The sequence below is a fragment of the Mucilaginibacter sp. AK015 genome, assembly GCF_014200785.1.
Taxonomy (GTDB): Bacteria; Bacteroidota; Bacteroidia; order Sphingobacteriales; family Sphingobacteriaceae; genus Mucilaginibacter.
The window spans coordinates 1,251,545-1,276,340 of sequence record NZ_JACHCV010000001.1; the positions used below are offsets into that span (position 1 = coordinate 1,251,545).

Annotated in this window: 17 protein-coding genes; 3 read left to right on the top strand and 14 right to left on the bottom strand. The window is 50.4% G+C overall.

All coding sequences use genetic code 11. The features are described from left to right. Position 1 precedes the first annotated feature (1 nt). The 11 genes from HDC91_RS05445 to HDC91_RS05495 all read right to left on the bottom strand — a co-directional run bounded on the left by HDC91_RS05445 (position 2) and on the right by HDC91_RS05495 (position 12,758). Positions 2–1,294: a hypothetical protein gene (locus HDC91_RS05445; protein WP_183549050.1), complete on the bottom strand. Its 1,293-nt coding sequence runs from the start codon at positions 1,292–1,294 to the stop codon at positions 2–4. After that, on the bottom strand, positions 1,295–5,152 hold the full coding sequence (locus tag HDC91_RS05450; RefSeq protein ID WP_183549052.1) for a hypothetical protein: 3,858 nt from the start codon (positions 5,150–5,152) through the stop codon (positions 1,295–1,297). Positions 5,153–5,165: 13 nt separating this feature from the next. Next, the gene (locus HDC91_RS05455; protein WP_221262110.1) at positions 5,166–6,806 is read right to left on the bottom strand and encodes a hypothetical protein; all 1,641 of its coding nucleotides are present in this window, start codon (positions 6,804–6,806) and stop codon (positions 5,166–5,168) included. An 11-nt stretch (positions 6,807–6,817) separates the two neighbouring features. Next, positions 6,818–7,156 carry a hypothetical protein gene (locus tag HDC91_RS05460; protein ID WP_183549056.1) on the bottom strand — a complete coding sequence of 113 codons (339 nt, stop codon included), beginning with the start codon at positions 7,154–7,156 and terminating at the stop codon, positions 6,818–6,820. Between the two features lie 13 nt (positions 7,157–7,169). Continuing rightward, positions 7,170–8,684, bottom strand: coding sequence for a hypothetical protein (locus HDC91_RS05465; protein ID WP_183549058.1), 1,515 nt, complete (start codon positions 8,682–8,684; stop codon positions 7,170–7,172). A 24-nt stretch (positions 8,685–8,708) separates the two neighbouring features. Next, a complete protein-coding gene (locus HDC91_RS05470; RefSeq protein ID WP_183549061.1) occupies positions 8,709–9,518 on the bottom strand; it encodes a DUF475 domain-containing protein in 810 nt (269 codons plus the stop codon). A gap of 24 nt (positions 9,519–9,542) precedes the next feature. Further along, positions 9,543–9,767, bottom strand: a complete 225-nt coding sequence (locus tag HDC91_RS05475; RefSeq protein ID WP_183549063.1) for a hypothetical protein — start codon at positions 9,765–9,767, stop codon at positions 9,543–9,545. Positions 9,768–9,788: 21 nt separating this feature from the next. After that, a complete protein-coding gene (gene yidD, locus HDC91_RS05480; protein WP_183549065.1) occupies positions 9,789–10,070 on the bottom strand; it encodes a membrane protein insertion efficiency factor YidD in 282 nt (93 codons plus the stop codon). Between the two features lie 2 nt (positions 10,071–10,072). Further along, positions 10,073–10,306: a hypothetical protein gene (locus tag HDC91_RS05485; RefSeq protein ID WP_183549067.1), complete on the bottom strand. Its 234-nt coding sequence runs from the start codon at positions 10,304–10,306 to the stop codon at positions 10,073–10,075. Between the two features lie 144 nt (positions 10,307–10,450). Further along, a complete protein-coding gene (locus HDC91_RS05490) occupies positions 10,451–11,158 on the bottom strand; it encodes a response regulator (protein WP_255476663.1) in 708 nt (235 codons plus the stop codon). Next, the gene (locus HDC91_RS05495; RefSeq protein ID WP_183549069.1) at positions 11,112–12,758 is read right to left on the bottom strand and encodes a tetratricopeptide repeat-containing sensor histidine kinase; all 1,647 of its coding nucleotides are present in this window, start codon (positions 12,756–12,758) and stop codon (positions 11,112–11,114) included. Before HDC91_RS05495 ends, HDC91_RS05490 begins: the two co-directional genes overlap by 47 nt. Before the next feature lie 615 nt (positions 12,759–13,373). Between HDC91_RS05495 and HDC91_RS05500 the strand changes: the two genes are divergently transcribed. Both HDC91_RS05500 and HDC91_RS05505 read left to right on the top strand, forming a co-directional pair. Next, positions 13,374–14,642 carry a hypothetical protein gene (locus HDC91_RS05500; RefSeq protein WP_183549071.1) on the top strand — a complete coding sequence of 423 codons (1,269 nt, stop codon included), beginning with the start codon at positions 13,374–13,376 and terminating at the stop codon, positions 14,640–14,642. After that, the gene (locus HDC91_RS05505) at positions 14,639–15,394 is read left to right on the top strand and encodes a hypothetical protein (RefSeq protein WP_183549073.1); all 756 of its coding nucleotides are present in this window, start codon (positions 14,639–14,641) and stop codon (positions 15,392–15,394) included. Before HDC91_RS05500 ends, HDC91_RS05505 begins: the two co-directional genes overlap by 4 nt. Positions 15,395–15,622: 228 nt before the next feature. Here the strand turns inward: HDC91_RS05505 and HDC91_RS05510 are convergent, their stop codons facing one another. The 3 genes from HDC91_RS05510 to HDC91_RS05520 are packed head-to-tail and all read right to left on the bottom strand — an operon-like array spanning position 15,623 to position 23,394. Further along, positions 15,623–15,928, bottom strand: a complete 306-nt coding sequence (locus HDC91_RS05510; protein ID WP_183549075.1) for a hypothetical protein — start codon at positions 15,926–15,928, stop codon at positions 15,623–15,625. Position 15,929: 1 nt separating this feature from the next. Further along, positions 15,930–19,607: a DUF6443 domain-containing protein gene (locus HDC91_RS05515; protein WP_183549077.1), complete on the bottom strand. Its 3,678-nt coding sequence runs from the start codon at positions 19,605–19,607 to the stop codon at positions 15,930–15,932. Positions 19,608–19,620: 13 nt separating this feature from the next. Beyond that, positions 19,621–23,394, bottom strand: a complete 3,774-nt coding sequence (locus tag HDC91_RS05520; protein WP_183549079.1) for a DUF5977 domain-containing protein — start codon at positions 23,392–23,394, stop codon at positions 19,621–19,623. A gap of 612 nt (positions 23,395–24,006) precedes the next feature. Here HDC91_RS05520 and HDC91_RS05525 point away from each other — a divergent pair. Then, the gene (locus tag HDC91_RS05525) at positions 24,007–24,786 is read left to right on the top strand and encodes a hypothetical protein (protein ID WP_183549081.1); all 780 of its coding nucleotides are present in this window, start codon (positions 24,007–24,009) and stop codon (positions 24,784–24,786) included. Positions 24,787–24,796: the final 10 nt, after the last annotated feature.

Consider the following 24,796-nt stretch of genomic DNA (forward strand, 5'->3'; position numbering starts at 1 on the left):
TTTATGGGTTTGTTTTTTTCTTCACAGGCGGCAATGGCGGCGGTACCACCGGGCTTGTTTTTGGTGTAGCTGCCGGCAGCGGAGGCCGCTTGTCCGCCGCCTCATGCTTTCCCCGCTGCAGGGCCGCCGGTACAGGCGGTCTCGCGGGCGGCATTTTTGGCCGTTCCGGGGTGACCGGCCCAGGGATTGCCGGAACGCTGTTAATTTCCGGTGGCGGCGTAATCGGCCGGGGCCCCGCCTTACGGAAGACCAGCTGCATAGCCCCATCCGTATGGACAGGTTCAATAGGAAGTACCCGCGGATATTGCTTCAGGAGGCGCCGGGAAAAATAAGGTGTCTGGATCGCGCCTGTCGCTAAAAGCACCACCACATCCTCCGGCAGGACACCAACCCGCCTCAACAAGTCCGTGATGGCGGTATTGGCGGCAAGATCACCGCTGTAATACTGTAGGCTTTCCTCCACTTTCGTCATGTTGATCCTGAACCAGTACTTATCGCCCGTGCTCAACTCGGCTTCGCCGGTCAGGATCACCGGCGGATCCTGCAATAAGTTCGCGCAATAAGGTATTAATGTGTTGAGTTCACGACCAGTGTCCAGATCGAGGTACGGACACTGGTCGGTGATATAGGTAAGGATCATGCCCGCCAGTATCCTGATCCGCGGGTCGGCACCCTGATTGGGGAGGGCGATGCTGGTCAGGGGCCCCTCCGCTCCGTTCTTATAAAGTTCCGCATACAAGGTGCCATCCAGACCGGTCAGTACCAGTACTGCCTTTTGGCCACCCACGATACCGGCACTACGGAGATGCTCGATCAACAGGTTCGAATAACTGAGCACGGAGACCGTGCGGTAGCCCGCTTCCCGGAACATCTCCGCCACCAGGGCCCGTTCAGGTTCTTCCAGATCCGGTCCGAAGATAAATTTCAAGGGAAACGCACCCCGGTAAGCTTCGATCGCGTCATTTTTGTACATGACCGTAAGCAGGAAGTGCGACAGGTATTGTTCGATCCCATAGTAAAGCAGCTGCTTCACCCGCTTGGGGCTGTCGTGCAGCATAAAATGCCGGACCGGGTCGCCGATCAGTTCAAAATAATCCCCAAAAGCGTCGGGATCGTGCCGGTAAAAACGGTCACGGGCCGAAATCCCGAATTCAAACTGGTTATCCCGCACGTAAAAGTATAGCGGCACTTCGCTGACGCCCTTCATCAGGAGCGGGCTGTACCGCTTGCCGCCGGCCTGGTACCAAAAGGCGACCGACCGCCTGGAAACTTTTACAACGACACTGTAGTTCATTTAGCTGGTCTGGATACCCTTCAACAGGTGGCTTTCAAAAAATTTCATCCCCTCGAGAATAATCACCGGGGCGACATAGTCAAATTTCTTTTGTTCATTATTGTTGCGGCTCTGCGCCTCGGTAAATTCCGGGATCGACCGGATGTAGTTTTCGATATTCATGTCCAGGAACCCTTCCATAAAATCCGCAGGCGTCATTTTCAGCCCGAACATGGCGGAGCTCACCCGGTAGAACAGATCGGCGAAGTCCATGAAGCGCGGACAGGGTGGTTTACCCGGTTTCACCCGGTAAAGAAAATGCGTACCAAGGTGCTCCAGCATTTCGGGGATGACCGAATTGGTTGATTCCAGGTATTCCACCTGGCCGCCTGGCTTTACGATGCAGAAGTTGTCTTCGCCAAGGATTTCGATCGCCTGCTTATTTTTGGGCACCAGGATCTTTGTCCTGTTGGTTGGGATGGCCAGGCCTTTGGATACTTCATATTTGATGTCGGCGTTATCTTTCCCGCGTTGCGAATTGATATCGATGATCTTCAGCGGGCTGAGCGAAAACGGGACAATGGTCGTGCGGGCTACCGCTTCACCGCCGATACCGCGCAGAAACATTTGCGTGTAGTAGTCATCAGCCGCTTTTTCATCCACTGCGCTAAACCAGTCGAATATCCGCGCGCCCTTACCCGCAAAAGCAATGCGGACCCGGGGCTGCGTTCTTTTAACCAGCTCCGTAGCGTCCTGCGAACGGACAACCTCCTCGCGAAGCTTGCCTACCAGCTGCCCGGAATAGAACATAATCAGCCCCGTGATATACAGGTTTACGCTCATCATTTCCTTACATTCAGCGGCGATGAGCCGGTAAAAGCTTTCAAAATCCGCCGCTTCCAACCGGTCGACCACCTGCTCGAAATAATACGGCGCGGTAGCAGCCGAAAACTTGTCTTCCCCCTTGTTCAAACCCTGGATGAAGATCTTTTTTTGCTCGCACACCTTCAACAGAACACGTTTGAAGTTAGGAGAACACTTCGTCGCCTGCGCCAGGCGCTCAGCGGCAAAACGTATCGAATTTTGTTTGATCATGGCCTTGCCGGTTCCCAGGTCGGAGAGCACGGTAATATCTGTTGTACTCCCGCCGATGTCAAAACAAAGCAGCATTTCCCCCTGGCTTACCGCATAACCGCCCGGCCGCAGCATATAATTGGCAACAGCGCAGGCTTCCGATAAAGATTCATTATCGTTCAGTTCCTCAAAATCGAAACGTACCGGCCCTTTATCCGAGGGGATCTCTACCGGTGTGGCCTCCGGCGCGGAGGTCGCCCCCCAGCCCGGGGACGCGGGCGATGCCGGTGGGGCCGCTGACCAGGCACTGCTGCCTTGCGCATTTCCCCATGACGGTGTACTGCCCGCCGCCGCCCAGGTACTCTCACCGGCCGTATCACCAAGGCTGGAAAGGTCCGAAGGCCGGTAGGTCTTCAGCTTGACCGTACTGTTGAGCGGGTTGACGGCGACCAGCGAATCCCAGATCGCACGGTACTCGTTGAGCATAGCCTTGCCCATGGAGGAGGGGTACGACCACTTCAGGGTGTGCGGTTCATGACCTTCGACGAATAACTGCGCATAGATATGCAGCAGCAGCGAACCCAGGTAGGCGGTCTTATAGCTCTTGTCAAGGGACTGCGTCGACCACTTCATGTTATAGACGAGTTCAGCGCTGCCCACCCGGTTATAATTCAGGATGTAACGGCTGTCCGTCGCCGAATCGATCGGCAGGTTCTTTTCAAAACAGGGAAAACCGCCTTTGACAGCCTGTGATAAAAGAGAATCCTGTTGTAGCCCGTTCTCGTTCACGACCCTGCGGGTATCGTGCAAGGTCAGTACCGACTTGATCGCATTGGTCAGGATCTCGTCATTCTGGAAAAAGAATATCTCATCTTCCACTGCAGGGCGTTCATCATTATTCTTATTGTCGTTTCCCAGCAGGGACACGCGTTTATTGCTGAGTCGCACCTGATCGCAAACTTTGTTCTGGGCATCCGACCAGTAGGCCACGGAGGTATTGGTGCTACCAAAATCAACCCCTAAAAAGGCAGGTGAGAGGTTCCGGAAAGCGCTGAGCATGTTAACCGGCAGCGTCTTACTGCCGGTCATCCCGGTGTAGCGGATCACCCCGAAACCGCAGGGAACGCCTGCATGGGCAAACCGCAGGCCTTTAAAAGGCTGGTTGCTCTCATAGATCTCATATTTGTATTTATTATCTGCCACAGCATTATTTGAGGCGATATGCAGTTTGGCGGCTACCCCCTGCTCTTTGGGGAGATCGGCGGTGCGCCCTTTAGCCGCCAGGTAAAGCGGGTTCCCCGCAGCGTCCAGGGCGATCCTGAAAAAGTCGTCGTTCACGTTACCGATAAAAGGCGTGGCCTGGAACCGGGCATCGTTGTGGGGTATCTCGGAGTATAAAAAGTACCGACCCCACTGCTTGGAGATAAAGTTTGGCCACATCAGCACGTCCCGGTTCATGATCGTTTCGCGGATGACGTTGTACACCACCTGCTTGATGATCTCGTTGCCCGTATCGGTGATCAGCTTCAGCTGAACGATCAGTTTTTCACCGCCCTGCTGGCCCGGGTCATAGACTGCTGTGATCCGGGAGGTTACGTTCGCGGTCTCGTTGAGCCCCGCCAACGCATCCAGGTTAGCGCCGAAGACGTTTAGTGCCAGCGGGGTAAGCGGCAGGGAAAAATAAGCAAAGTGGCTGGCCTGGCCCCTGGTCTCCGCACTCAGTAAAAGAATAGGCTTATCGTTCAGATAGTTACGCGTCATCACCCCTTGTTTCCCGAAATCGAACTGAACGATCTCCGTAGAATCGGGGAGCAGCAAATCCTTGGGGTCGAAAGCAATACTGGAATCCGAAGTGGCATCCGTGGAGATGACCCCTTCCGAACCATACAGAATGGTCGAATAGTTAAACAGTTTGGCGAACGGCTGTTGAAAAAGCGCGCCTACCTCCGGAGGGGTCTGCTGCTCCAGCCTGGCAAAGTTTTTACTTTGCTGATAGCTGACCATGTCCATCATCCAGGCGTTTAATGCCGCGGATACCGCGCTGTAATCAGGCCGTATAGACGCTTCCAGCCCGTCGAATTGGCGGCGGAAACCCTCCATATTGTTCAGGATATGTTTGGCATAGCCATACAGTTTGTAAAGCTCGTCGGGGCGCAGGTCCGATGTCAGCGGGTCGGTCAGCCGGCCATTCTGCAGACTGACAAAAGGCAGGCGGTCGTCCAGCCGGTAAGCTACAGACGTGAAGAGCAGGCAATCCGGCGAGGTGCCGCCCAGTACCTGTCCTTTATAAGAGATAATGTCGATAAAAGGGACCTTTTCCGCATTTTCGGCAAGCGCCTGGTCGCACCACAGCGGCCTGCGCCCGAACAAAGCGTTACCAAAAGCGCCTTTAGGTTCATAAATATTACCCGTCTCCCCGATAGGCAGGCCATCGGTATAAGCCAGCGGCACCCGTTGGATACTGATATCTTTGTAATTCAGCGCAAGGCAGCTGATAAAACCCTTCCATTCGCTGATCAGGGATTTATAGAACAGCATGAGCCCCGCAGCTTCTGCATTTTTGTCCTGTACGTTGTTCAACGCGTTGTCAAACAGGGCAGCGCGCGCAAAAACGGTAGGCATCCCCGAAACGATGGAGCCGATGTTAACAGCGGAGTTCCCCTGCTGGTCGACAGCGATCTCCGGGATGAGGATATTCCTGGTAAAAACTTCAAGTTGCGGAAGCTTATCCCAGGCAAAGGCCACGCCCTGGGGCTCTGTGGAAGATTTGACCTTGATGACAAGTGCTTTAATCTGGTTTGGCATGACGGATATTGCTTTAGTTGAGCCGGAAGCCCTGTGAATTGGATAGCGCGTTGTAAAGGTGAGCGAGGAACTTTTCTTTGATGGTATTCGCCTTCTGCTGTTCACCGGGGCCGGTTTCGATCAGTTTGGACACAAAGGTGCTGTACCTGCTGCTGATCAGGCTTTTTGGCCAGTGATATTTTTCATCCGAAAAAAGGGCCCCTACATCCAGCCTGTTCAACTCGGCCTCGTTATCGGGGAAGGCCCTGCTGCTGAAGATAAAGCTCCCCGGCGCAATCGAACTACGTAGCTGGTATAGCCATCCCGGCAGGAATTTGTCATTGTCGAACGTATAAGCGAAGTGTTTGAAATAATCGTTCATGTCCTTGCATTGCGTTTCGTCGATGCTGTCATATTGATTTATTTTTTGTTTCTGAAGCAGATTAATAAAAGCCTTGATACCCAGGTCGCCCCGTGCACCGCCGTTCGCAGTCAGCGAGATATGGGCAAGTGAAAAGAAAGCGCCCAGTTTGTTGGCGAAGATTTCCCCGGTGCGTTCCGAGTTGCCGACCAGGTCCTCGGCCGTAAAACTAAAGGCGCTATTGCTGAACGTTGCCGCTTTATACAAATAGGTCGCCTTAGGGCCATCCAATAACGAATTGCGGGTAAAAAAATCATAGGCAGCGCAAGCCGCCAGCAATTCGGTGATATGGCACGCGTTTTTCTGATCCGCTCCGCCGGTGACCGTTTTGCCGCTGTCCCGCCCGCCATCCGCTTTTTTGCTCTCTACCGGCCAGCCTATATGGTAAAGCAGCTTGTAGGAACGTTGAACAGTGGGATCGCTCTGGTAAAACTGCAGTGCAGCCTGGCTGTTTAAGGGGAAAAAGGACGCATCTGCGATCACGCTGTCTTCCCTTACTGATCGTTGTTTATCGTCAGGTTTACGGAAGGTGAAATATTCCGTCAGCAGCGTGGCGCCGAATTTGGCCTTTCCAAGATCGATACTGGAAGCCCCCGCCGAGCGGATCCTGACAAAGTCCTGAAGCGCCTGCGGCAGGATCGGAATAGACGAAGCGCCGGTACCGCCAAAGACAGAACCGAATACAAACACCCTGGCAGCTTCGCCGGCCCGCTCCAGTTTGGCGATGAATTGTTCCAGTTCCCGTTCCTGGATCTGCACCTGCCCGCCTTCGGCGACATGCCTGGCAGCCTCGGCAATACCGTGGTACATCAGCAAGGAACCCAGATGGGTCTGCGCGCGGTAACCGTGAGCAAGGTTGAACTCCTGTACGGACTGGGTATCCAAAAAAAGGTCTGACAATAATTTATTGTCCCGCTGCTGTTCCGGTGAGCCAGTGGAAAGCCGGGACAGGTTTTTATAATTCTCTCTCCCCCTTTCCGAATAGTTGGTAAAGAAGCGGTATAAGTTCAGCTTGGTCGAGAAAAAGGTATTCGCATTTGGCGTTCCTCCTTCCTGGGTGTCTGATGATTTTACCCGGTTATACAACCGGATCAGCTCTTCTACCTTCCCTTTGTTCCCATTCGTCTGATCTGTGTCAAGGGTCAGGATTTCGATCTCCCTGCTGTCAAACATCCCGATCGCGCACAGGTGTACAAAGGATTCCAGGCAGCGCATGCCGGTTCCGCCAACTGCTATTACAAATAATTTATCCATCATCTTAAATCTTAAAACCAGTGGCCTATTTTGCCATTTTTATATATCTTACTCAGTACGAATCCCAGCAGGAGGTATCCGGCGAACCCGCAGGCTGCACCGATGCTCAGCGAGTGGATAAATCGTTTGACGATCATCACGTTGGCATCGGGTTTGAAAATGAAGTAACCCAGCAAAAAAATCAGGGCGGGGTTCAGTGCTCCGATCACCCAGAACCAGGTCTTTCTTTTGGCCGCGTCTTTTGGACGGCTGCCTCTTTCAAAGTTGATCGTGGTAGCGATCACGGCTGCAACGAGTAAAAGCACAAGGGTCGTAATACCCGAGATAACATAAGCGGTAATTGATTCCATGGTGTTGATATGATTATTCAGTTGTTTTGATATAGTAAGTGTAAATTGGCTTGTTAGTGGGTTTCAGTTCTTCGATAGTGCTTATAACCGACCCGTAAAGAGCGGTGTTGGCCGTACCGGCGGCGTTCATCCATTTGAACTTTTCCAGGACCGGGTTGGTGCTATTAACGGTTACGCTGCTCAGACTGACCATCACCCGGATCAAAGCCTTAGGATCAGGTATCTTAGATAGGGCGAATGCCGGTGCAAAAGCGATGCCGATCTCCGTTTTTGCTTTATCAGTCCGGAACGTATTGCCAAAGAGCGTTTGGTTCAGCACGAACACATCCGTGAGCGGCTGCGCTTCCTGTGGTTCGTACCGGTACGCCGCTTTGACTGTTCCATCCGGATTATAGCAGGCCAGCGCGATCGCATCGGTTTCTTTATCTGAGATCTGATCCTGGCCGTCACTTCCTTTGGTCAGTTTGGGCTTGTGCTTTTTCACTTCCAGAGACCGGGCATAACGCTCATAATCCGCGGTGGCATCGAAGGTCTTTACTTCCAACTGCTGATAACGGTAGCTGTCGGTATTACTCAGGTCGATAAATAACCTGCGGAAAAGGTCACGAAACTGCCCCTGGTCCGCGTAATCTTTTCGGGTCTGCGCGATCGTTTCCCAGTTGACTCCAAGCGGGTAATACTCAAAAGGCTTGTTTTCAACCATTCCATTGATGTAACCCGGCTGCAGGTCGAGTACGTTCCGCTCCTGGTCAGTCTTCCCACCGGTGTCATAGAAAATCCCGCCGGTCTTCGCTCCCGGGTATTCGGTCGTCAGGCGATAGGCATCAGTCGCCAGGTCAAACTTTGCCGGCAGGACCGCCATTTTCGGCCGCAGCCTGGTGACCAGGCTATTCGCTGCCGGATGGCCGTAGGTGAATATGGTGAAATAGATGTGTTTGTCAATAGTTCCCTCCCGGTAATCGGCAATAAAAAAAGAAATGGAATTACCTTCCTGCAGCCATTTCGAGAAAGCGATCTTTAAATAAGCTGTCGACGTAACTTCCCTGTTATCCTGCCACTCCTCGAAATCGGTTATAAGCAGGGCGTCACTTTTTTCGCCGACGATCTTTTCCACTGCGGCTTGTATAGGCGCGCGGCGGTCCAGGTATTGTTTCGGATCATTCACGATCTGGCCAAGTTCGGTCGGATTATGTACTGCTATAGGACTTACCTGCCCCTGTACGAGTTTATAAACAGCGAACTGGCGGTCAAGAACGGTATTGAAACACTCCGACATCAGCTGCCTGATCACCGGTGTACCAAAAGCGGTGTACATACCCGCTGAAAAATCCACGTACATGGATGGCGCTCCCTGCGCCTGCCGGCTGTCCGTACCGGTCTTCAGATCGTTGTAGGCGTTCAGCGTAACCGGCAGGTCCTTGCCGTAAAGGTCCACGCCTTGTTGGGAAAACGGGTCCTTTTCGGTCGTACATCTACTGGAGCAGATGATCAGGCACAGCCCTGCGAAAAATTTGTAAAGATGATTCATATCGTAAAATTGATTTATCGTTTGTCAATCCAGAATATCTGCTGCATGTTCCGTCAGCGTGGAGGGCTGTGACGCTCGCTTGGGGAAATTGAAAGCAAGGGCACTGAGCACCGGCAGCAAAAAAACACCGACGGTAAAAACGGAGACGAATATATCTGTAGTCTTACTTTCGAGGATAACGGCGACAGCGGATGACGGGTAAAAGTGCGTAAGCAGTGAGGCGAAAAGTTTTAGCCCAAGCAGGGCGATTACGATAAAGGCCACCTGCTCAAGGAATGGAAATCTCTCTATTAATTTGACAAAACCCTGGGCTACGAAACGCATAGCCAGTATCCCCACAAAAACACCGATGTAGATCAGGTAGAGGTGATCGGTAAAAGCCACGACCGCGAAAACGTTGTCGATCGAGAAAGCCAGGTCCATGATTTCTACCAACGCTACCGTCGCCCAGAAAGCTCCCATCGCTCCTACCGTGGCGCGGTAAATCCAACTCTTTTTTTTATCTATTCCGTCCGGCTCTTTTTCGTTATTAGCCGCTTTGGGTTTAAAGTAATTAAAAGCAAGGTAGATCAGGTAAAGGCCCCCTAATGGCTTTAACCACCAAATCCGCACCAGCCAGGCGGCCAGGAACAGGCAGATGCCCCGCATGACGTACGCGCCGATGATCCCGTAGCGGAGCGCGCGGCTTCTTTGCTTCCTGGGCAGATCAATAACCATAGTAGCCAGTACCGCCGCGTTATCGACCGATAACAGGCTTTCAATTACGATAAGGTTCAATATAACCAGTAAACCCGCCTGCAGGTCCTCGCCCAGCAGCTTGTGTAAAAAATCCATAGAAAAAAATTTATTGATTCCGTTTCAGTCTTCCCATTTACAAAGTGTTTTACCCTCTTCCTTTGCCTTTTCTAAGGTGATCTTCAGCACCCGTACCGAGCAATTGCTCAGGCCCCGGCAATGTTCCCGGAAATGATATCTTTTGGCACCCTTACTGTCACAGACATACACCATCTTATCCGCGGTAACAGCGACGCCACCCTTGCAGCCCGTATTGATCAGGAAAAGAAAAAGTAAAGCCGTTTTCATTCATCTTGATTTTTCAACCCTTTACAAAAGCAGTCTTTCCGCGATCTCGGGTTCGTCAATGATCCGTCCGCCCGGCAGCATCATGCGCTTCACTCCTTCCCCCGGATGCTCAAAAACCTGATACCCGGCCCTGCAGTTCGACCATCTGAACGCCAGGGCTACAAGGCCGCGGTAAAGCCCCCTGTCCCTTGTCTGGCGGTACACATATTGCGAACACGTCGTTCTGAACAGGCATTTCCTTCTTTTCCGTTCCGGTATGACCGCCCAGTAAAGCCTGATGGCCGCGAGCAAAATCCATCTCATGGTTATCCCTTTGCGAAAACCGCCATTTGGAACGCGCTCATATAACCCGGTTTAGCCCCGATACCGAAGCAGCCGTTATCCGGCTCGACAAACGTCGAGACGCTTTCCAGCCTGACGTATGCCCACCCATCGACCGCATGTTTGCTGATGAGGTTACCCAATTGCGTGGCTACTGCCGCAGCCGTTTCTTTCTGCTGGTTTAATGTCGCCGTAAACGGCACAACTTTATATTCCATTTTATTTGTGATAAGGTTTAGGTGATTCAATAATTCAAAGCTATGCCGTAAGCAGAAGGATTTTTTACGGGAAACCGTAAAGCGGGCTATTCATATAAAAATGAATGATTACTATGCCAAACAGCATAGCAAGAGTAGCGTATCCTATATGATCCCTTTATCTTTGCAGTAAGCGATCAGCTGCTCATTCTTCGAAAAGCCAAGAGCCTCCTTGATCAGGTTCAGCCGCTTTTCGATACTGCTCAGCCCGGAGGGGGTAATGCCGTTCGCCTGGAGGTAGGCCGGTATTTCTTTTTGCAGCTTTCCGCCGGAGAGCTGCCGGAGGATCGTTACATCGTAGGCACTGAACGCATGCGCGTTATGCTGGCGTAATTCCTGGCGGAACTCCGCGGGGATATGTTGTTTATGTTTAAAAAGGTCTTCGATCGCCAGCCTGAGCTCCTGCGCGTCGCGCCTGGCTTTGCGTACATAGCCGTCGATGCCATACCGGGTAAACAGGTCACTTACGACGGCGGGCCGGCTCTCGGCGGAGAACACCAGCACCTTCAGCGCAGGTTGTATGTCCCGGACCGCCCGGATGAGCGCCCGCCCGTCCGGCAACTGTTGTTTCCGGTCCTTGTCCTCCTCAAAAGAAAGATCGGTGATCATCAGTTCGAAAGGGTCGCCCGCCTGTTCGGCTTTCCTGATCTGCATCAGCGCGTCGTCACAATAATAAGCATACAGCTTACGGCTGATACCCAGGTCGGTTACCGTTTTTTGCACGGAAATGTTTGCGCTTTCATGGTCTTCTACGATTAGTACGCTTTTAAACATTGCTGATCTGGTTTGTAACCGGGAAAAGCAGCTGCACATGCAGCCCCCCGGCGGGTTTGGCCTCAAAGATAAATGTGCCTTTTATCGCTTTCATACGGTTTCCCGTATTCGTCAAACCGTTACCCCAGGAGAGGTCTTCACGACAGCCCATACCATCGTCACGGTAATCAATGCAGCGCATACTGCCCCGGATTTCGAACCGGATGACAACCGCTTTTGCCCCGCTGTGCTTTTTCATATTCACCATCAGTTCCTGCAAGACCTGTTCCAGCTCCCCGCAGGCCTTTGCGCCGACGTTCTTCCAAAAAGAGGCGTCGTTACCCACAATGGCCACTTTCGTGCCGCTTGTCCCGAAAGACAACAGCAACTGTTCGATCCGGCGGTCCATCTCCCCCGCCGCCGGCCGCGGCAGGTCATATGATATATCGCGTGACTGCTCGTAAAGCACTTCCATCTGATCAAGCAATTCCTCCCGGTCCACCTGCAGCCTGTTCTCCACGGCCGACATCATGCGGTACAGCCCGTTGGCCACCACATCATGCACTTTTTTTGAAGTCCTCAGCTGGCTGGCCCTCATTGCGTTCCGGTACCATAGCACCGCGCCGACCAGCAGCAACAAGACCGCGCCCAATAAAATATATTGTTTGACGATCTGGTATTTTTTTTCGCTGTTTTCTTTTTGAAGGCGCAGATTGTCCGTCTTGTTCCTCTCCGCATCGTACCGGATCAGCGCAAACTGGTTCTTTGCCGCAGCGCGCGCATCCTGTAAACTGTCGGCCAGCGAGCGGTACCGGTTGAAATAGGATTTGGCCGTACCTGCCGGCGCCATACGGATCTGTTTCTCCAGGGCCTCCAGCCGGTCATCCGGGCTGTTCAAACGGCTGGCGACCGCGTACATTGCTGCCGCGTACCGAAATGCCGAGTCAGGGTTGGTCCTGCCGTAGAAATCCGACAAGTGGGCAAAGCTCGCATTCTGTCCCCAGAGGTCCTGCCGGGCCCGGCGGATCTGCAGCGCTTTCATCAGCGCAGGCAAGGCCGGATAAGCCGGGTTTTGAAGCCATTCCGTCCGGGCCATATTGGATAATACCCTGGCGTATTCTATACTGTTGGGGGCCGTTTGTGGAAGGACCGTGCGGTAAATGGCGAGCGCCTGCGCGTACGCTTTCTTTTTCTGGTAAACCAGCGCTTTGTTATTCAAAAAGATCAGGCGGTATTCTTTGGCTTCGGCATATTTGATCGCCTGGTCGTAATAACCGAGCGCTGCATCATAATTTTTCAGGTTGACGTTGCTTACGCCAAGTTCATTGTAATCTGAAGAAAGGCAGCTCCAGTCCCGCCGGCGGTTTTCATGAAGGTACCTCAGGGAGGTCAGCAAGGTTTCATGGCTGCCGAAATAATCGCCCGCCTCCGACTGGATCATCGCCATCCGGTTATAGGCCATCGCGATCTGCAGGCTGTCCTTTGATCCGGCAATGTACCGGTTAAAATAATAAAACGCCGAGTCGCTACGCGTATAGATCAGTGCTTCAGCCTTTTTGTAATCGGCGTCCTTGACCACCTGTCCGGACGTGCGCTCCCTGCGGCAGGAAAACAGGCCGAGCAGCAAAACCGGTAACAGGACAAGCAGTCTTTTCAACATTGTTTTTCTAAAATATAAAAAAACAATGAAATCACATCATGGGCAAAAAGTAAGGCAGGGGCCGGGCCCCTGCCTTACGAACGGCCTAACCTTGCGGCGGCGGAGGTGGCGGAGGTGGGTTAGGCGGAACGTGCCCGGATTCTCCCCCGGTATCCAAGGTGGTTATAACGGTACCTGAATTACTGGTATGCTTAGGCCCCGGGCATGAGAATGCCAGGAAAAGTGCCAAAAATAAATTGAACATTTTTTCAAAAATTTAAAGAATGAATAAACTGTAGTTCCCCGCGAAACCGATCGCGGGGAGCGCTACAACTGGCTTTTTAAGAAACGCTTCTTAAATTTTTGGGAAGTGGGTGGAGCGTTGGACGCGGAAGCTGGTAACTGCTTCCCAAACCGGCTGCCGGCGACCGCGTCCTATGCTCCCTTTGCAACCTGTCCTGTAAATTCTTCCCGGTAGCTTGCCGGGATCAGGGCTGATCGCTGGGACAAATATATAGGCCCTAAATGCCTAAAAACTAATGATTTCCGCTATTTCCGCCTGTATTCCGCTATTTCCGGTTTACCGTTTGCAGTTTCCGAAAATTCCGGTTATTTTCACCTGATAACCTATTCACAATGACCGAAGAAGAGAAAAATAATATCCTCAGGACTTATCACGATCGCAAAGCAGCAAATGAACTTTCAAAGAATTTAGCCCATCCGAGCCCGGGAAAATTACGGGATGAGTGCCTGATCGTTTATAAAGAAAAAGGGGAACCTAAAGACGATGATACGCTCCGGTTGTTTTTCGAAAGCCCCGGCGCGGAAGACGGTTACAGGCATATTATCGAGACCGTAGATATCGACAAATTCAGGCCGCTGGAATACCTGTTAAAAGGAAGAGTCGAAAACCCAGCTGACAAACACTATCATATGCTTGCCTGGTTACTGCCAAAAAAGCGGGTCTCCCCGCCTATTCCTTTTAAATTACCGCTTATTTGGCTGATCGCTTTCGTAATCATTACTGCCATCGGGGGCATATCCATATTTTGGCCGGGGCAGTGCATGTACTGGGCCGGGGTGCAGTACGAAAAATGTTCCTGCGATATCAAAAAAAGCGACACCGCCATCATTGCTTTTGACAAAGAAAAAGCCGCGTTGAAAAAGATCACCCGTCCGGACACCATCACCTACGGCGCTATCGGCAGGGTGTGGTATATCAAAATAAATAACAGCATAGAATTTTATACAGCTTACGGTTTTCATCCTCTAGAGACCAGGAAAAGGTTAAAGCCGATAACAAAATACATCATCGATAAGTATGTCAAACCGGCCGCCTTACCAGCCGGCCGGTCCCCTGATACGACAGCGCTGCAAACGCAAACAAAACCACCACATTCACCGCCACCGCCTGAGCGCAGCGAACTGCCCGCCGACGGCCGGCTTTTAAACGATGGCGGCGGTAACTTTGATATCGCTTTGCTGGTCATTAACGATCACAACGACATAGAGAACAGTTTATCTTCAATGGTCGCCAACCTTTACGGTTCTTTAAAGCTGAGCACAACAACTTCTCTTTTCACGGATCGCTTCAGCCATTCCGTCTACCTGAAAGGGGTAGAGAGTGCCAATACTACCATATTGAATAAACTAGAACTGCCCTCTCGTGTCAAGTATATCATTATCGGCCGTTACAGCAACGCATTCGAATCCGGCGAATTTACCCGGTATGTCAGCAGGGCCAAGTTAAAAATAACCATTATATCGTGCGTTACGCGATCTGTAACAGATGCCTTCAGGATCAGCGTAGCGAATGCCTATGATGACAAGGAACACGCCGAAGCAGGCGCTATCGAGAAGTTACTGACCGATTATCAAACCAACCACTTAAACCCAATATTATGAGGAATATCGCCGCATTATGCTTACTGCTGATCAATAGTACACTCAGCTACGCACAAAGCCTGGACCATGATCTCAAAGCGGTAACCGACGACCTGGCTTTAAAAACGCTAAGAAAGCATGTTATCCGGCTGGGTTTACTGGACTTTACAAATGAGGAGGGCAAGCGTGACGCGACGGTCCGTTACATCCAGGAACAGGTCGAGATGAACCTGATCAATGCCGACGGCCTGGAAGTCATGGACAGGGACCATATCCGGGCCTTACTTGGCGAAAACCATTTGGTTTCCCAGGGAATCATTGACGAGTCGACCGTGAAAAAAGCAGTGGCGTTTTTTAAAATAGACGGCTGGGTGGAGGGTAAGATCACCAACTTCGGTAACCGGTTTAAGCTCCGGCTTAAGATCATCAATATCAATACCTCCCAGGTTTTTGCCATAGCCGTAAGCCGGTTGATCGACGGCACCGAGCTCAGGCAACTGGTCGAGCCCAAGGCCTGTAATACCTGCGGCGGATCAGGTACGATAAAAGCCTATTTAACTTGCACGGAATGCGCCGGGAAAGGCGGAAGGAAATGCCAGAGTTGCAATGGCAGCGGGATAGATGCGATCGCTTCCGGGTTAGGAAATAGTTCTGCCCCATGTCAGAGCTGCCGCGGAAAAGGCAAAACCGAATGCCGGGTGTGCCATGGTAAAGGGCAAGTGGTTACGCTGAACACCTGCAGAACTTGCAAGGGCACCGGCAAGCAGTTGTAGCCGTTAAGGTCAGCGATCTTTTGAAAGAATAAAAGGCGCAGTATTCCTGCCGGCATCGCTTTTTACCTGTTTGTTTTCCCGCTTTACGGCACGTATGATTCAAAAAGTCTACAAAACTTCCCGCAGTGCCTGAATATTCCCTGACCAGCTCCAATTTCCTTTTTTACCCCTGATTTGGATTCGTTGCCTGTGTCATGCCGTCAGTGCTTTACCATAAGGTCCCGGAAGTTACTGTTTAATAATTTGTAAAATAGTCGCCTCTCCAATCGCCTCGTAGTGCGGGCCTAAAAAAAGCTTGTTGTCCACCAAAAAATTTTTCATTAACAATTCATTTCTCACTACACGCAATTTTAAAAACCTTTCCGTATTAAGCTGCAGCGGCTCATGCTCGACAACAACTTCAGCCGGCAAAGAAGGACGCTGGTCTTTGAACCAGACCGATACCCTGATCGTATTTTGAACAGGGAAACGAAAACATTGCTGCGCCTGTTCAAAAAATATCAATTTTACACGTAATTCAACAAGACCATCCATATTACCTATATTGAAACCAGTTTATTGTCATCGCAGAATTAAAGATAGAAAGATTTGTGCTATTGCTGATCGTTCCACCCGGATAACCGTCCACATGGGGTACATTGTTGATCAGGTCATGACCGTATTCAGAAAACAGATAGTTTGGATTACCAGGCGTCACAAAAGAGGTAGGTATCGTTAACTTGACCGTGAACTGCTTCTGAAATTGCGTTTGCATCCAAAAGTCAAGCCCGGATTCGCCAATCCAGAATTGTTTGCCCGCATAATTATTTTCCGAAATGGAAAACCCCCCGCTTTCTCTTATCGATTTATATTCGTTCGGCCCGAAGTTTCTGTATAACGTAGTGGTCCCCTCACCATAATTGTTATTGATCCACGTCTGCGTGTTATCCAGCATAGCGGTCGAATTCTCCTGATTTACCTTCCACTGCCTCATTTTACCGGCCATATCGGTCGGGTCGCTCAAATACTTTTCAAACCTTGCGGCCTCGAAGCTGGCAGTCCCCTCCTGTTTGGCCATGGCCCCCAGCACCGGATCGATCGTATTCCAGTTGGCGAATCCTTCTTCCGTGACATAAGTTGCGGGATTTTCCGGCAGGATAAAATCACTGACAAAAAAACTCGCCGTAGTCGCCAGACCAAGCATCGCGCCGCCTACATCTCCTTTCCGGGCTGCGTTCGTAAAATCAACGATGCCGCCAAAGGGCGTCAAATGGACCATGAAACCATAAAAATTGTTCAGCCCCTGATCCCATGCGCTCGTCGTCGGTTTCCACATATCACTTTTTGCTACTGTCCAGTCCCGGTAGATCAGGTAACGTGCAAATTCATCGACACTGGGAATCACATCAAATACCGATTGACCGTCAGGATCAACGTTGCGGACCGGGTTGTTATAGGTGTAACTGTAAGGGCTCCATCTGCGGCTGCTTTCTGCCTCGTTATCCACGTTATTCCAGCGGGATAAACTTTGGTTATAAAGCCTGGCGCCGAAATCATAGCCGTTGATGTCTGCCGAATACTCCTTGTTACTGAATTTATAGGGGTAGACCGGGCCGGTATCGTCCAGATAAGCGATCTGCTTTCCAAAGGCATAATAATCTGTGATCTGTAAGATATCATTGGCAGAGAAAACCCCGTTACCATCATCTCCAAACACCGCCCTGGGGCTGCCCAAATGATCGGTAATGGAATATTCCGGTTTGTATAAGGTACCGTTTTTGATCACCCGCCCCTCCTCATTATAAAAACTTTCGAGCGTATTCGCATTGTATTCGATACCCGAAATGTAGCTCCGGTCCTCGATAATTCCTCCGCCTGCATTGGCGGTAACCTTTTCCAGCTTTGTGCCAGTAGGGGTATAACAGAACTTGATCGTTTTCCCGGACACCAGGGTAATCAGCGACGGAAGATTTATGGCGTTATACTGGATGCTGGAGATCAATTTGCTGTCACTTGCTTCGTTACCGCTGGAATGATAGGCAAAGGTTGCATTATAGCCTTCTGTCCCTAAATCACTAACCGACTTCAGGGCGTTGCTGCGCTGCGAACCTGCACCATAGTTGTAGCTGAGTTTGTTTGCAAATGTCGTGCTGTTGGTTATATTCCTGTTCAGGGTGAGGATGTTTCCCAATTCGTCGTAAGTGATGGCCTCACTAAACTTGTCATTGCCGGACGGCGATCGGTAACCGGCGCCGGTAAGCCTGTTCATGGCATCATAAGAATACACGTACCCCCGCCGTTCCTGCACCATTGGGGATTTAGCGAGCGACTGCCAGCTTATGGAACTAATATTCCCGTTATATTGCGGCGTCGCAGGGGTATAAAGGCTACTGGGGCTCTCATAGTCAATTTGCTCTGCAAACAGGTCCTGGCCCCCATATACCGGGTCGCTTAGGTTGCCCGGGTCATTGATACTCGTCAGCCAGCCCCGGTTATTATAGCGGTAGTCAACATGTTGAAAAAAACCGGAAAGCGGCGGAGTTGCGCTGGAACTGGCGCTGTGAAGATGTTTTGTCTTCAGGCGGCCAAGTTCATTATACTCAAATGCTACCGGCGTATAAACAGCCCCGGTATTGATCTTTTGCTGCACCGAAGTTTTCTGGCCGCCGGCATTGTAATTGTTCCAGCTGACCACATTCAACTGTTGTACCGACGACACATAATGCAGCCGGGTACTCTTAGTGACCTGGCCGCTGAAATTATATTCCTGCTCGGCCACATCATAATTGCCCGCATTGGTGCTCCCCTGCTTGAAGGACTGCGTGATGGTTTTCACGTTTCGCCCGTAAAGGTCATAATGGCTGATGCTGAGCAAATAAGTGGACGTAGGTGCACCGATGACTTTGTACAGGGTGCCGGTTGCAAGTCCCGACGGCGCCCTGTAAAGATTGTCTGCAGCAGGTGCTGTGAATACGCTGGTATTGGGATTGATAGCTGCATTCGAAAGAAAATCATACCCATCGTAGTAGGATACGGACCAAATTTCCTTTGCGGCGCTTAAGGTGTTGTCAGGATAACTATTATCTGAATAGCCGTAATTGACAGGTGTATTGGTGAAAGCCTCAAAAGCGGGCCCCGCAAATGACTCTGCTGTCGCCTGCAACGCCGTCCGGTTGCTTGCGCTTGTCAGTGTACCGGTCATGACCGTGTGCCCCTGGGCATCGAATTTAAAAAAAGCCCATACGCCCAGGGCCAGTTGCGATGGGGTCTGGCTTAGCACGACCTGGTCCGCTTTGTTATACACGAAATACTCCCATCCTTTACCCGGGATTTTCTTCTCGGTCATCCGGCCGCGGCCGTCATAATGGTAACCGTATAAAAAATTTGCAAAAAGTGGGTCGCTCTCCGAAAATGAAGAAGGGAGCGGAACGGCAGCAGGCAGCGTAGGCAATGGCGGCACCACGTAACGGAGATTATTAAAATCATCATAGAGGTAATCAGTGTATAGATATAGCGCCGCCCCGGCCTGGACCTTTTTACAAACCATATTTCCGCTCAGGTCTTTGTACTGTGTGACGCTGTAGCCGTTTTCATTCGTGATGGTGGTGCCCAAAAGCTTGCCGGCGGGATACATCGCATAGGAAGCTCCCGTACCGCTGACGGTCCATTTTCGCACTTCGTTGGCCGCGTTTGTCCCGTATGAGGTCTTTACCGTATGGCCCGAGCCGGTTTGCCAGGTCTCTCCGGCGTAGCTTTGTTCCGTAACCCTGGCAAGCGGAGAACCGTCGTATGTCGTTATAGAGAAAGGCACGTTCGTGGTTGCGATCGCCGGCACGGCGGTCCCCGGTGCGTAGAAGCTCGCTGTTTCGGTAGTTCCGGCAGGGCGGTAAGCGCCCGGCGTCGGGTTGGCAAAGGTATACGGAAGCCATTGTTTGGCCTCCCTGCCCATCAGATCATATTCCACGGCATGGATTACATCTTTTCCGGTAAATGATTGCTGGCACCCCACCGTTTGTTTCGTACGACCGAATAGATCGTAATAGACAAAGTCGGTTTGCACCAGTGAGGGGTTTGACGCATTGGCATCTACACCTGCAACGGTAGCTACCGGGGATAGCGGTATGCGCGTTCTGAGGTAGTTCTCCTCCTGCGCCTTAGCGGTAAACCACTGCAGCAGCAGTAATACGGAGGCAATTCTGGGTAGTAAATGATTGCGGATTATAAGCGTATTCATGGTCAAATGTGGTTTAATAAGGGGATATGCTAAGCGTAAGAATGTTACCTGGACTGATGATGACATTGGTAAAGGTCGTCCCCGGGCCGTACTGCGCCGCCTTGCCCGTCAGGTCGAACACCCGCTGGAGGGTGTAACTGCCTACCGGAGCAACCGAAACGCTGTAAGTGCCTGAATTAACGCTGACCGTTTTCATTGTACTATTGGTATTGAAACTAAAGCTTGTATAGCCGGGACCCGAAAACGTTACCACGTACCCGCTCAGACCGGTATGATTCACCAGGTTAAAGGAAACGGGCACACTTACCGGCGTACATGTGCCGTTAACATTAGCGTTGTTTTGTCCATTAGATTTCTGATCAGCGGCCGCCTTGTCATCCGCGTCCTGCTGGGAAAGTGTCGAAGTATAAGCATTGGCCGCTACATTGTAAGGGATTTGTGAAGGGATAGTGTTAACCGGGCAGCCTTGTTTTTCATAGGTCTGGCTGATGGCTGCATTACTGAAAATCCTTTTATGGTACGTATAGGTTTTCGTAATAAATCCGTTCAGGTCACGCTCCACGATCAACCGTCTGAAATTGTCGTACGCATAACTTACCGTCTGTCCTTTTTCATCGCCCGACCCGGTAAGCCCGACCAGCGGTTCGTAATTATAGGTACTCATCAGCGCATCGGCAGGATAAAGACGCAAATCATCGAACCAAACCGTTCCCCCACCGGGGGCACCGTTGTTGTCGACCCGGAGATTCAGCTGGGTAACATCGGCCGGAACCAGGAATGTCTTTTCAAGGTACACCCATTTGTTGGTCACTGTGGTAATCACATTGTCAACATAAGAATAGTAACCTGTCTCACCCGCACGTTTCATAAACAAAAAGATTTCGGCTGAAGGCTGCGTGCTGTAAACCCATCCTGAATATTTGAATTTTTTAGGTGCCGCCAGCGCCACGCTCAGGGTGACGTTGCTATGCTGATAGATTTCATTGCTACCGGTGTTGACGATCTTCGCAGCATATTGGCCACTGTGGCTAAACGTGTTGTCATAGGTCACCCCTGCCCATGAACCGGCTTCTTCCATGCCGTCATAGAAGATCTCATTTGGCTTGGCGTTCACGACTTTGGCAACTGTATAATTTTTATCATATCCGTATAAATTAGAGGTCTGGATATTGGAAAAAGTATTTTTGGTACTGAGCGGGTTCCCCCAGGCATCGTAATCGATAACTTGGACCGGTTCCAGATTGGTGTTGTCAATTGTTTCGGTCTCACTGCCGCCGCCCGGGGTGACGGTATAAAAAATATAGTTGCTCTTCAATATCCCCTGGTTCCTGAGCCGGTAAGTGGCTGTTAGTTTGACGCCCGGCCCGGCGGCGGTATAACGGTTTAACACCGCAGCGGTCAGGTATTCAATGCCGGCTTTTGTTATCGTCTTCGTTGTTTCCACAATATCGCCGATGCGATTGTTTTGTACCATAAAGGATAAAGGCGAACTCGTTGTTACCGCAACCGAAGGTATAGTCGTCAGTACGCTGAAAGGATAGCGGTAAACGGTCTTTTCAACATTCCCGTTGCTCAGGGTTTTCGTCTCTGACGAAATAAAGCTTTCACCGTTATACGAGGTATAGGTGTAGGTTATACCGGTGGTTGAAGAGCCATTGGCGGTCTGGTTGATAAAAAAGTTGTTGGTCTGCGTTTGGGAGGTTAATAATAAGTCCTGCTGCTGAAAATCCGACCTGTGGATGGCGTATAACTGGACCGATGGCAAAAATGGAATACCGGACCAGGGGTACACCTTTTTCCATACGACATCACCCGTAGCGGCGGACATCGAATAGGTGTTGGTAACCTCCGATACCGTTTTTTGATCTGCATTGATTTCCTCTTTTGACAAGATCTGACCCCGCGCGAATGAGAAAGAGGTTTTGGGAAAGTTTGGTGAATAGATGTCGGAAGTGGGATCGATCGTGGTGCTGGAGTGATCGTTGATGTTGTACCTCGTTTCGTTTCCTACATCGGGATAATCCGAATAGTTGGTATAGTGGTATCTGCTGGCGCTGCCGTCGGCATTGGTCACCTTAACCCATGAATAGCCCACGCTTAGCCCTGCCAGGTCGGCAACGGCGGTGATCGACTCGGAGAAATAGTACATAGCGGGCGCCGCGTAGAACCATTCCAGGCCAGAACCGTTGAAGGACTGGCCGCTGGAGTACCCGGTGGACGGGTCCGTATAATCATAGGTCTGACTGCTTACCACAGCGTTATTCTCACCATAGCTGGTGACATTCTTTATCCTCACGCCGCCGACTACCTGGCTTTGGCCGACCACATTTTGCTCATAGGTAAACTTGTCAGTACCGCCGAACTCATTCGTTGCCGATAACAGGATGTTTGCTTGCGTTCGCACCGGGTCAGGAGATTTGTTGCTCCCGCCATAACCTTCTACGTTGGAAGTTCCCGGATTTGAATTGTAATAGCCCCAGTAGTCGGTTTGAATTGAATTCCTCTCGGGCAGACTTACCTGCGAGTTGTAAGTGAACCCGTACATGTAATGCCGTTCGGTTGTGACAATGTCCTGTCTTTCAATGGAAGAGAGCAGCAGCCTGTAGGAAGGGAAAAAGCCGGTATAGTTGAAGTGGTAAATATATTCCGTTTTACCTTTCTGTTTGAGCTCGATCTCATATAAAGCAGGCGAATTGTCAAAATTGAAATTGACTTCAAAGATGGAATAAGTGATACTCTTCAGCGATAACGGGGCGCTGATGCTGACATCGCTATCCTCATTATAGGCTTTTGATTTCGTCTGGTTGTTTTCGACATAATACATCACTACATTCAGGTAATTGGTATAGGACTGCCCGGAAGTGCTTTGATAGGAAAAATTAATGATCTGATTGTCTGCAGTTATAATCTTGCTCAGATACCACCCGGATATGAACGTTTTAGTGAATGCATTAACGGCATTTTGCCCCTTATTGGTCACTACACTTGTTTCCGTTGCGCCGCTGCCAAAATAATAGCTGTTCCCCTGACGGTCCTTTATAATCCATTGTTCCTGTCCGCCCGCTGCCCTGCCTGTGGTCCGGTCAAAGGGGCTGTAGATAATCTTTAAACCGTAGGATGATTTCAAAACGGGCAGGCCATCGGGATCAAGCATAAAGATCCCCGAGAAGTTCAAAAAACTAAAAAAGAACTGATCAGGCTCGGTGTCCCAGGTGGTCTTTGTATTGTCGTTATTTACGGCATTTACGGCATAGGTCGTGGTAGCTGCCACATAGTTGTTCCCGCCGATCCGGTTGGCCCCGCAATAGCCGTTGGCATGTTCGTCCGGCAGGCCCTGGACATAGCGTCCGATAAGCCCGCCTGCGTTTAGTTTCCAGGAAGTGCCCGTTATGCTCCGCAGCTCCTGCACCTTAACGCCCGACGCTTTATAAGAAACGCTGATCGGAATGTCTATGCCGGCAAACTTCAATTTAGTAATTGCAGCTTCGTACTGCAGCTGGCCGCTGTACAGATTTACCTTATAATTCTGGGAGCTGTTTAACGCTGAAGCTGCATTTGCGGACGGCGAAGCAACGGAATTCACATTGACTGTCGCATTCTGCCCGCAGGCGCATGCTGCCCGGAAGAAAATAAGCAGCAGTACAGATAAGGGCCGCAGTCCCCGCAGGCAGCTGTTAGCATGCAAATTGAATAATCTGATAACGAAAAGGAGCGCCTTTGAATATCCCGGTAAGGATGTGAAAGTGCGGACAGAAACGACAACGCGTTGCTTTGTTAAAAGTGTCATTGTGATAGGGTTGGTTGGTCACGTATTCATACGAATACGGCATCCCTAAAATAATTTTTTTTTTTTTAAAAACCAAACCACTGGAGGTTATTTTTTTGAAACCATAATGTCATGATCAAAAGTCCGCCATTGAACATCGTAACGGCTTAAGCCTCGACAACCTTGATATACGCAATCGGGCAATAAACCCGCAACCTCAACATGCGTCCATTTAGTCCGTTTCTCTTTGCGGGGCTTCCCTCGCTGGTAATCTTATATCAGAGAATACCTGTACTGACACAGTCCTGTCGCCATCAAGGAACGTTTACTGCATACTTTGCATATAGCAGTCAATGATGTCGCCCCTTGCGGTGTCGCCAACAATCGTTAAGGTAGCCTCTCAAAATCCTCTCAGTTCATGCGTATAAAAGCTTATTAAAATTTTTTAAATTGCTTGTTAAGTTAATCCGCAAAATGTATATCTTTAAAGACCTACAAACCATAACACATAAAAATGAATTCCGCACAAAAAATCGGCCTTTTATCCTTTTCAATAAGACGACTGAGCTCGCACGAGCATAAACGCCTAAATTAATATTGTCGTCCTAATTCCAATTACGCCAAACCTAAATCATGATGTACCTGAACCGCATTAGTATATTAATACTACCCTGTTTGCTTTCTCTGAATCTCATGGCTCAATCCAATGAGAATTTTATTCCTAACGTGTTCAGCAAATCCCCTTCAGCCGCTTCTTTTACGAAGTACGGAGACTACCCGGCCAACCTTTCCAGTGGCTTGCCGGATATTTCTATACCCCTATATACAGTCGAATCCGGCGGATTACAAGTTCCGATAAGCTTATCGTATCACGCCTCAGGCGTAAAGGTGGAGCAGGCGGCTACATGGGTTGGCTTAGGATGGTCGTTAAGTTCCGGCGGCAGCATTTCCAGAACGGTGTTTGGCCTACCTGATGATGATGCTTCAGGCGGCTATTTTCGGTATTACCGGAAACCTATCTCGATAAATGTAACCCAATGGAGTGACTTACAATATCTTTATGGTACGGCAGTCAATAGAAGCAACGATGATCGCCCAGATATTTATAATTACAATATCCCTGGATATAATGGTAAATTCTTTTTCAATGGGATGAATGGCACACCATTAACAGGTTATAAAATTGAAATGATTCCCTGGTCACCATTGCTAATTAAGAATACGGCGGTAAGACCGGATCTCGACACGGCAAAATTTGCAGTGCTTGATGACCATGGCAACAGCTATATCTTAGGCAATACATACCGGGAGGCATCCCATACAACGAGTACCTCAAGTCGCCCAAGCCAGGACGCAACAACATCCTGGATGCTTGAACGGATGGTTATCTCAAAACAAACACGATACTATTAGCTTCACCTAT

What these genes read in the sequence shown, in the direction of transcription:
- HDC91_RS05445 (WP_183549050.1), bottom strand. Translation starts at nt 1,294, where the DNA reads ATGAACTACAGTGTCGTTGTAAAAGTTTCCAGGCGGTCGGTCGCCTTT.
- HDC91_RS05450 (WP_183549052.1), bottom strand. Translation starts at nt 5,152, where the DNA reads ATGCCAAACCAGATTAAAGCACTTGTCATCAAGGTCAAATCTTCCACA.
- HDC91_RS05455 (WP_221262110.1), bottom strand. Translation starts at nt 6,806, where the DNA reads ATGGATAAATTATTTGTAATAGCAGTTGGCGGAACCGGCATGCGCTGC.
- HDC91_RS05460 (WP_183549056.1), bottom strand. Translation starts at nt 7,156, where the DNA reads ATGGAATCAATTACCGCTTATGTTATCTCGGGTATTACGACCCTTGTG.
- HDC91_RS05465 (WP_183549058.1), bottom strand. Translation starts at nt 8,684, where the DNA reads ATGAATCATCTTTACAAATTTTTCGCAGGGCTGTGCCTGATCATCTGC.
- HDC91_RS05470 (WP_183549061.1), bottom strand. Translation starts at nt 9,518, where the DNA reads ATGGATTTTTTACACAAGCTGCTGGGCGAGGACCTGCAGGCGGGTTTA.
- HDC91_RS05475 (WP_183549063.1), bottom strand. Translation starts at nt 9,767, where the DNA reads ATGAAAACGGCTTTACTTTTTCTTTTCCTGATCAATACGGGCTGCAAG.
- yidD (WP_183549065.1), bottom strand. Translation starts at nt 10,070, where the DNA reads ATGAGATGGATTTTGCTCGCGGCCATCAGGCTTTACTGGGCGGTCATA.
- HDC91_RS05485 (WP_183549067.1), bottom strand. Translation starts at nt 10,306, where the DNA reads ATGGAATATAAAGTTGTGCCGTTTACGGCGACATTAAACCAGCAGAAA.
- HDC91_RS05490 (WP_255476663.1), bottom strand. Translation starts at nt 11,158, where the DNA reads ATGTGCAGCTGCTTTTCCCGGTTACAAACCAGATCAGCAATGTTTAAA.
- HDC91_RS05495 (WP_183549069.1), bottom strand. Translation starts at nt 12,758, where the DNA reads ATGTTGAAAAGACTGCTTGTCCTGTTACCGGTTTTGCTGCTCGGCCTG.
- HDC91_RS05500 (WP_183549071.1), top strand. Translation starts at nt 13,374, where the DNA reads ATGACCGAAGAAGAGAAAAATAATATCCTCAGGACTTATCACGATCGC.
- HDC91_RS05505 (WP_183549073.1), top strand. Translation starts at nt 14,639, where the DNA reads ATGAGGAATATCGCCGCATTATGCTTACTGCTGATCAATAGTACACTC.
- HDC91_RS05510 (WP_183549075.1), bottom strand. Translation starts at nt 15,928, where the DNA reads ATGGATGGTCTTGTTGAATTACGTGTAAAATTGATATTTTTTGAACAG.
- HDC91_RS05515 (WP_183549077.1), bottom strand. Translation starts at nt 19,607, where the DNA reads ATGAATACGCTTATAATCCGCAATCATTTACTACCCAGAATTGCCTCC.
- HDC91_RS05520 (WP_183549079.1), bottom strand. Translation starts at nt 23,394, where the DNA reads ATGACACTTTTAACAAAGCAACGCGTTGTCGTTTCTGTCCGCACTTTC.
- HDC91_RS05525 (WP_183549081.1), top strand. Translation starts at nt 24,007, where the DNA reads ATGATGTACCTGAACCGCATTAGTATATTAATACTACCCTGTTTGCTT.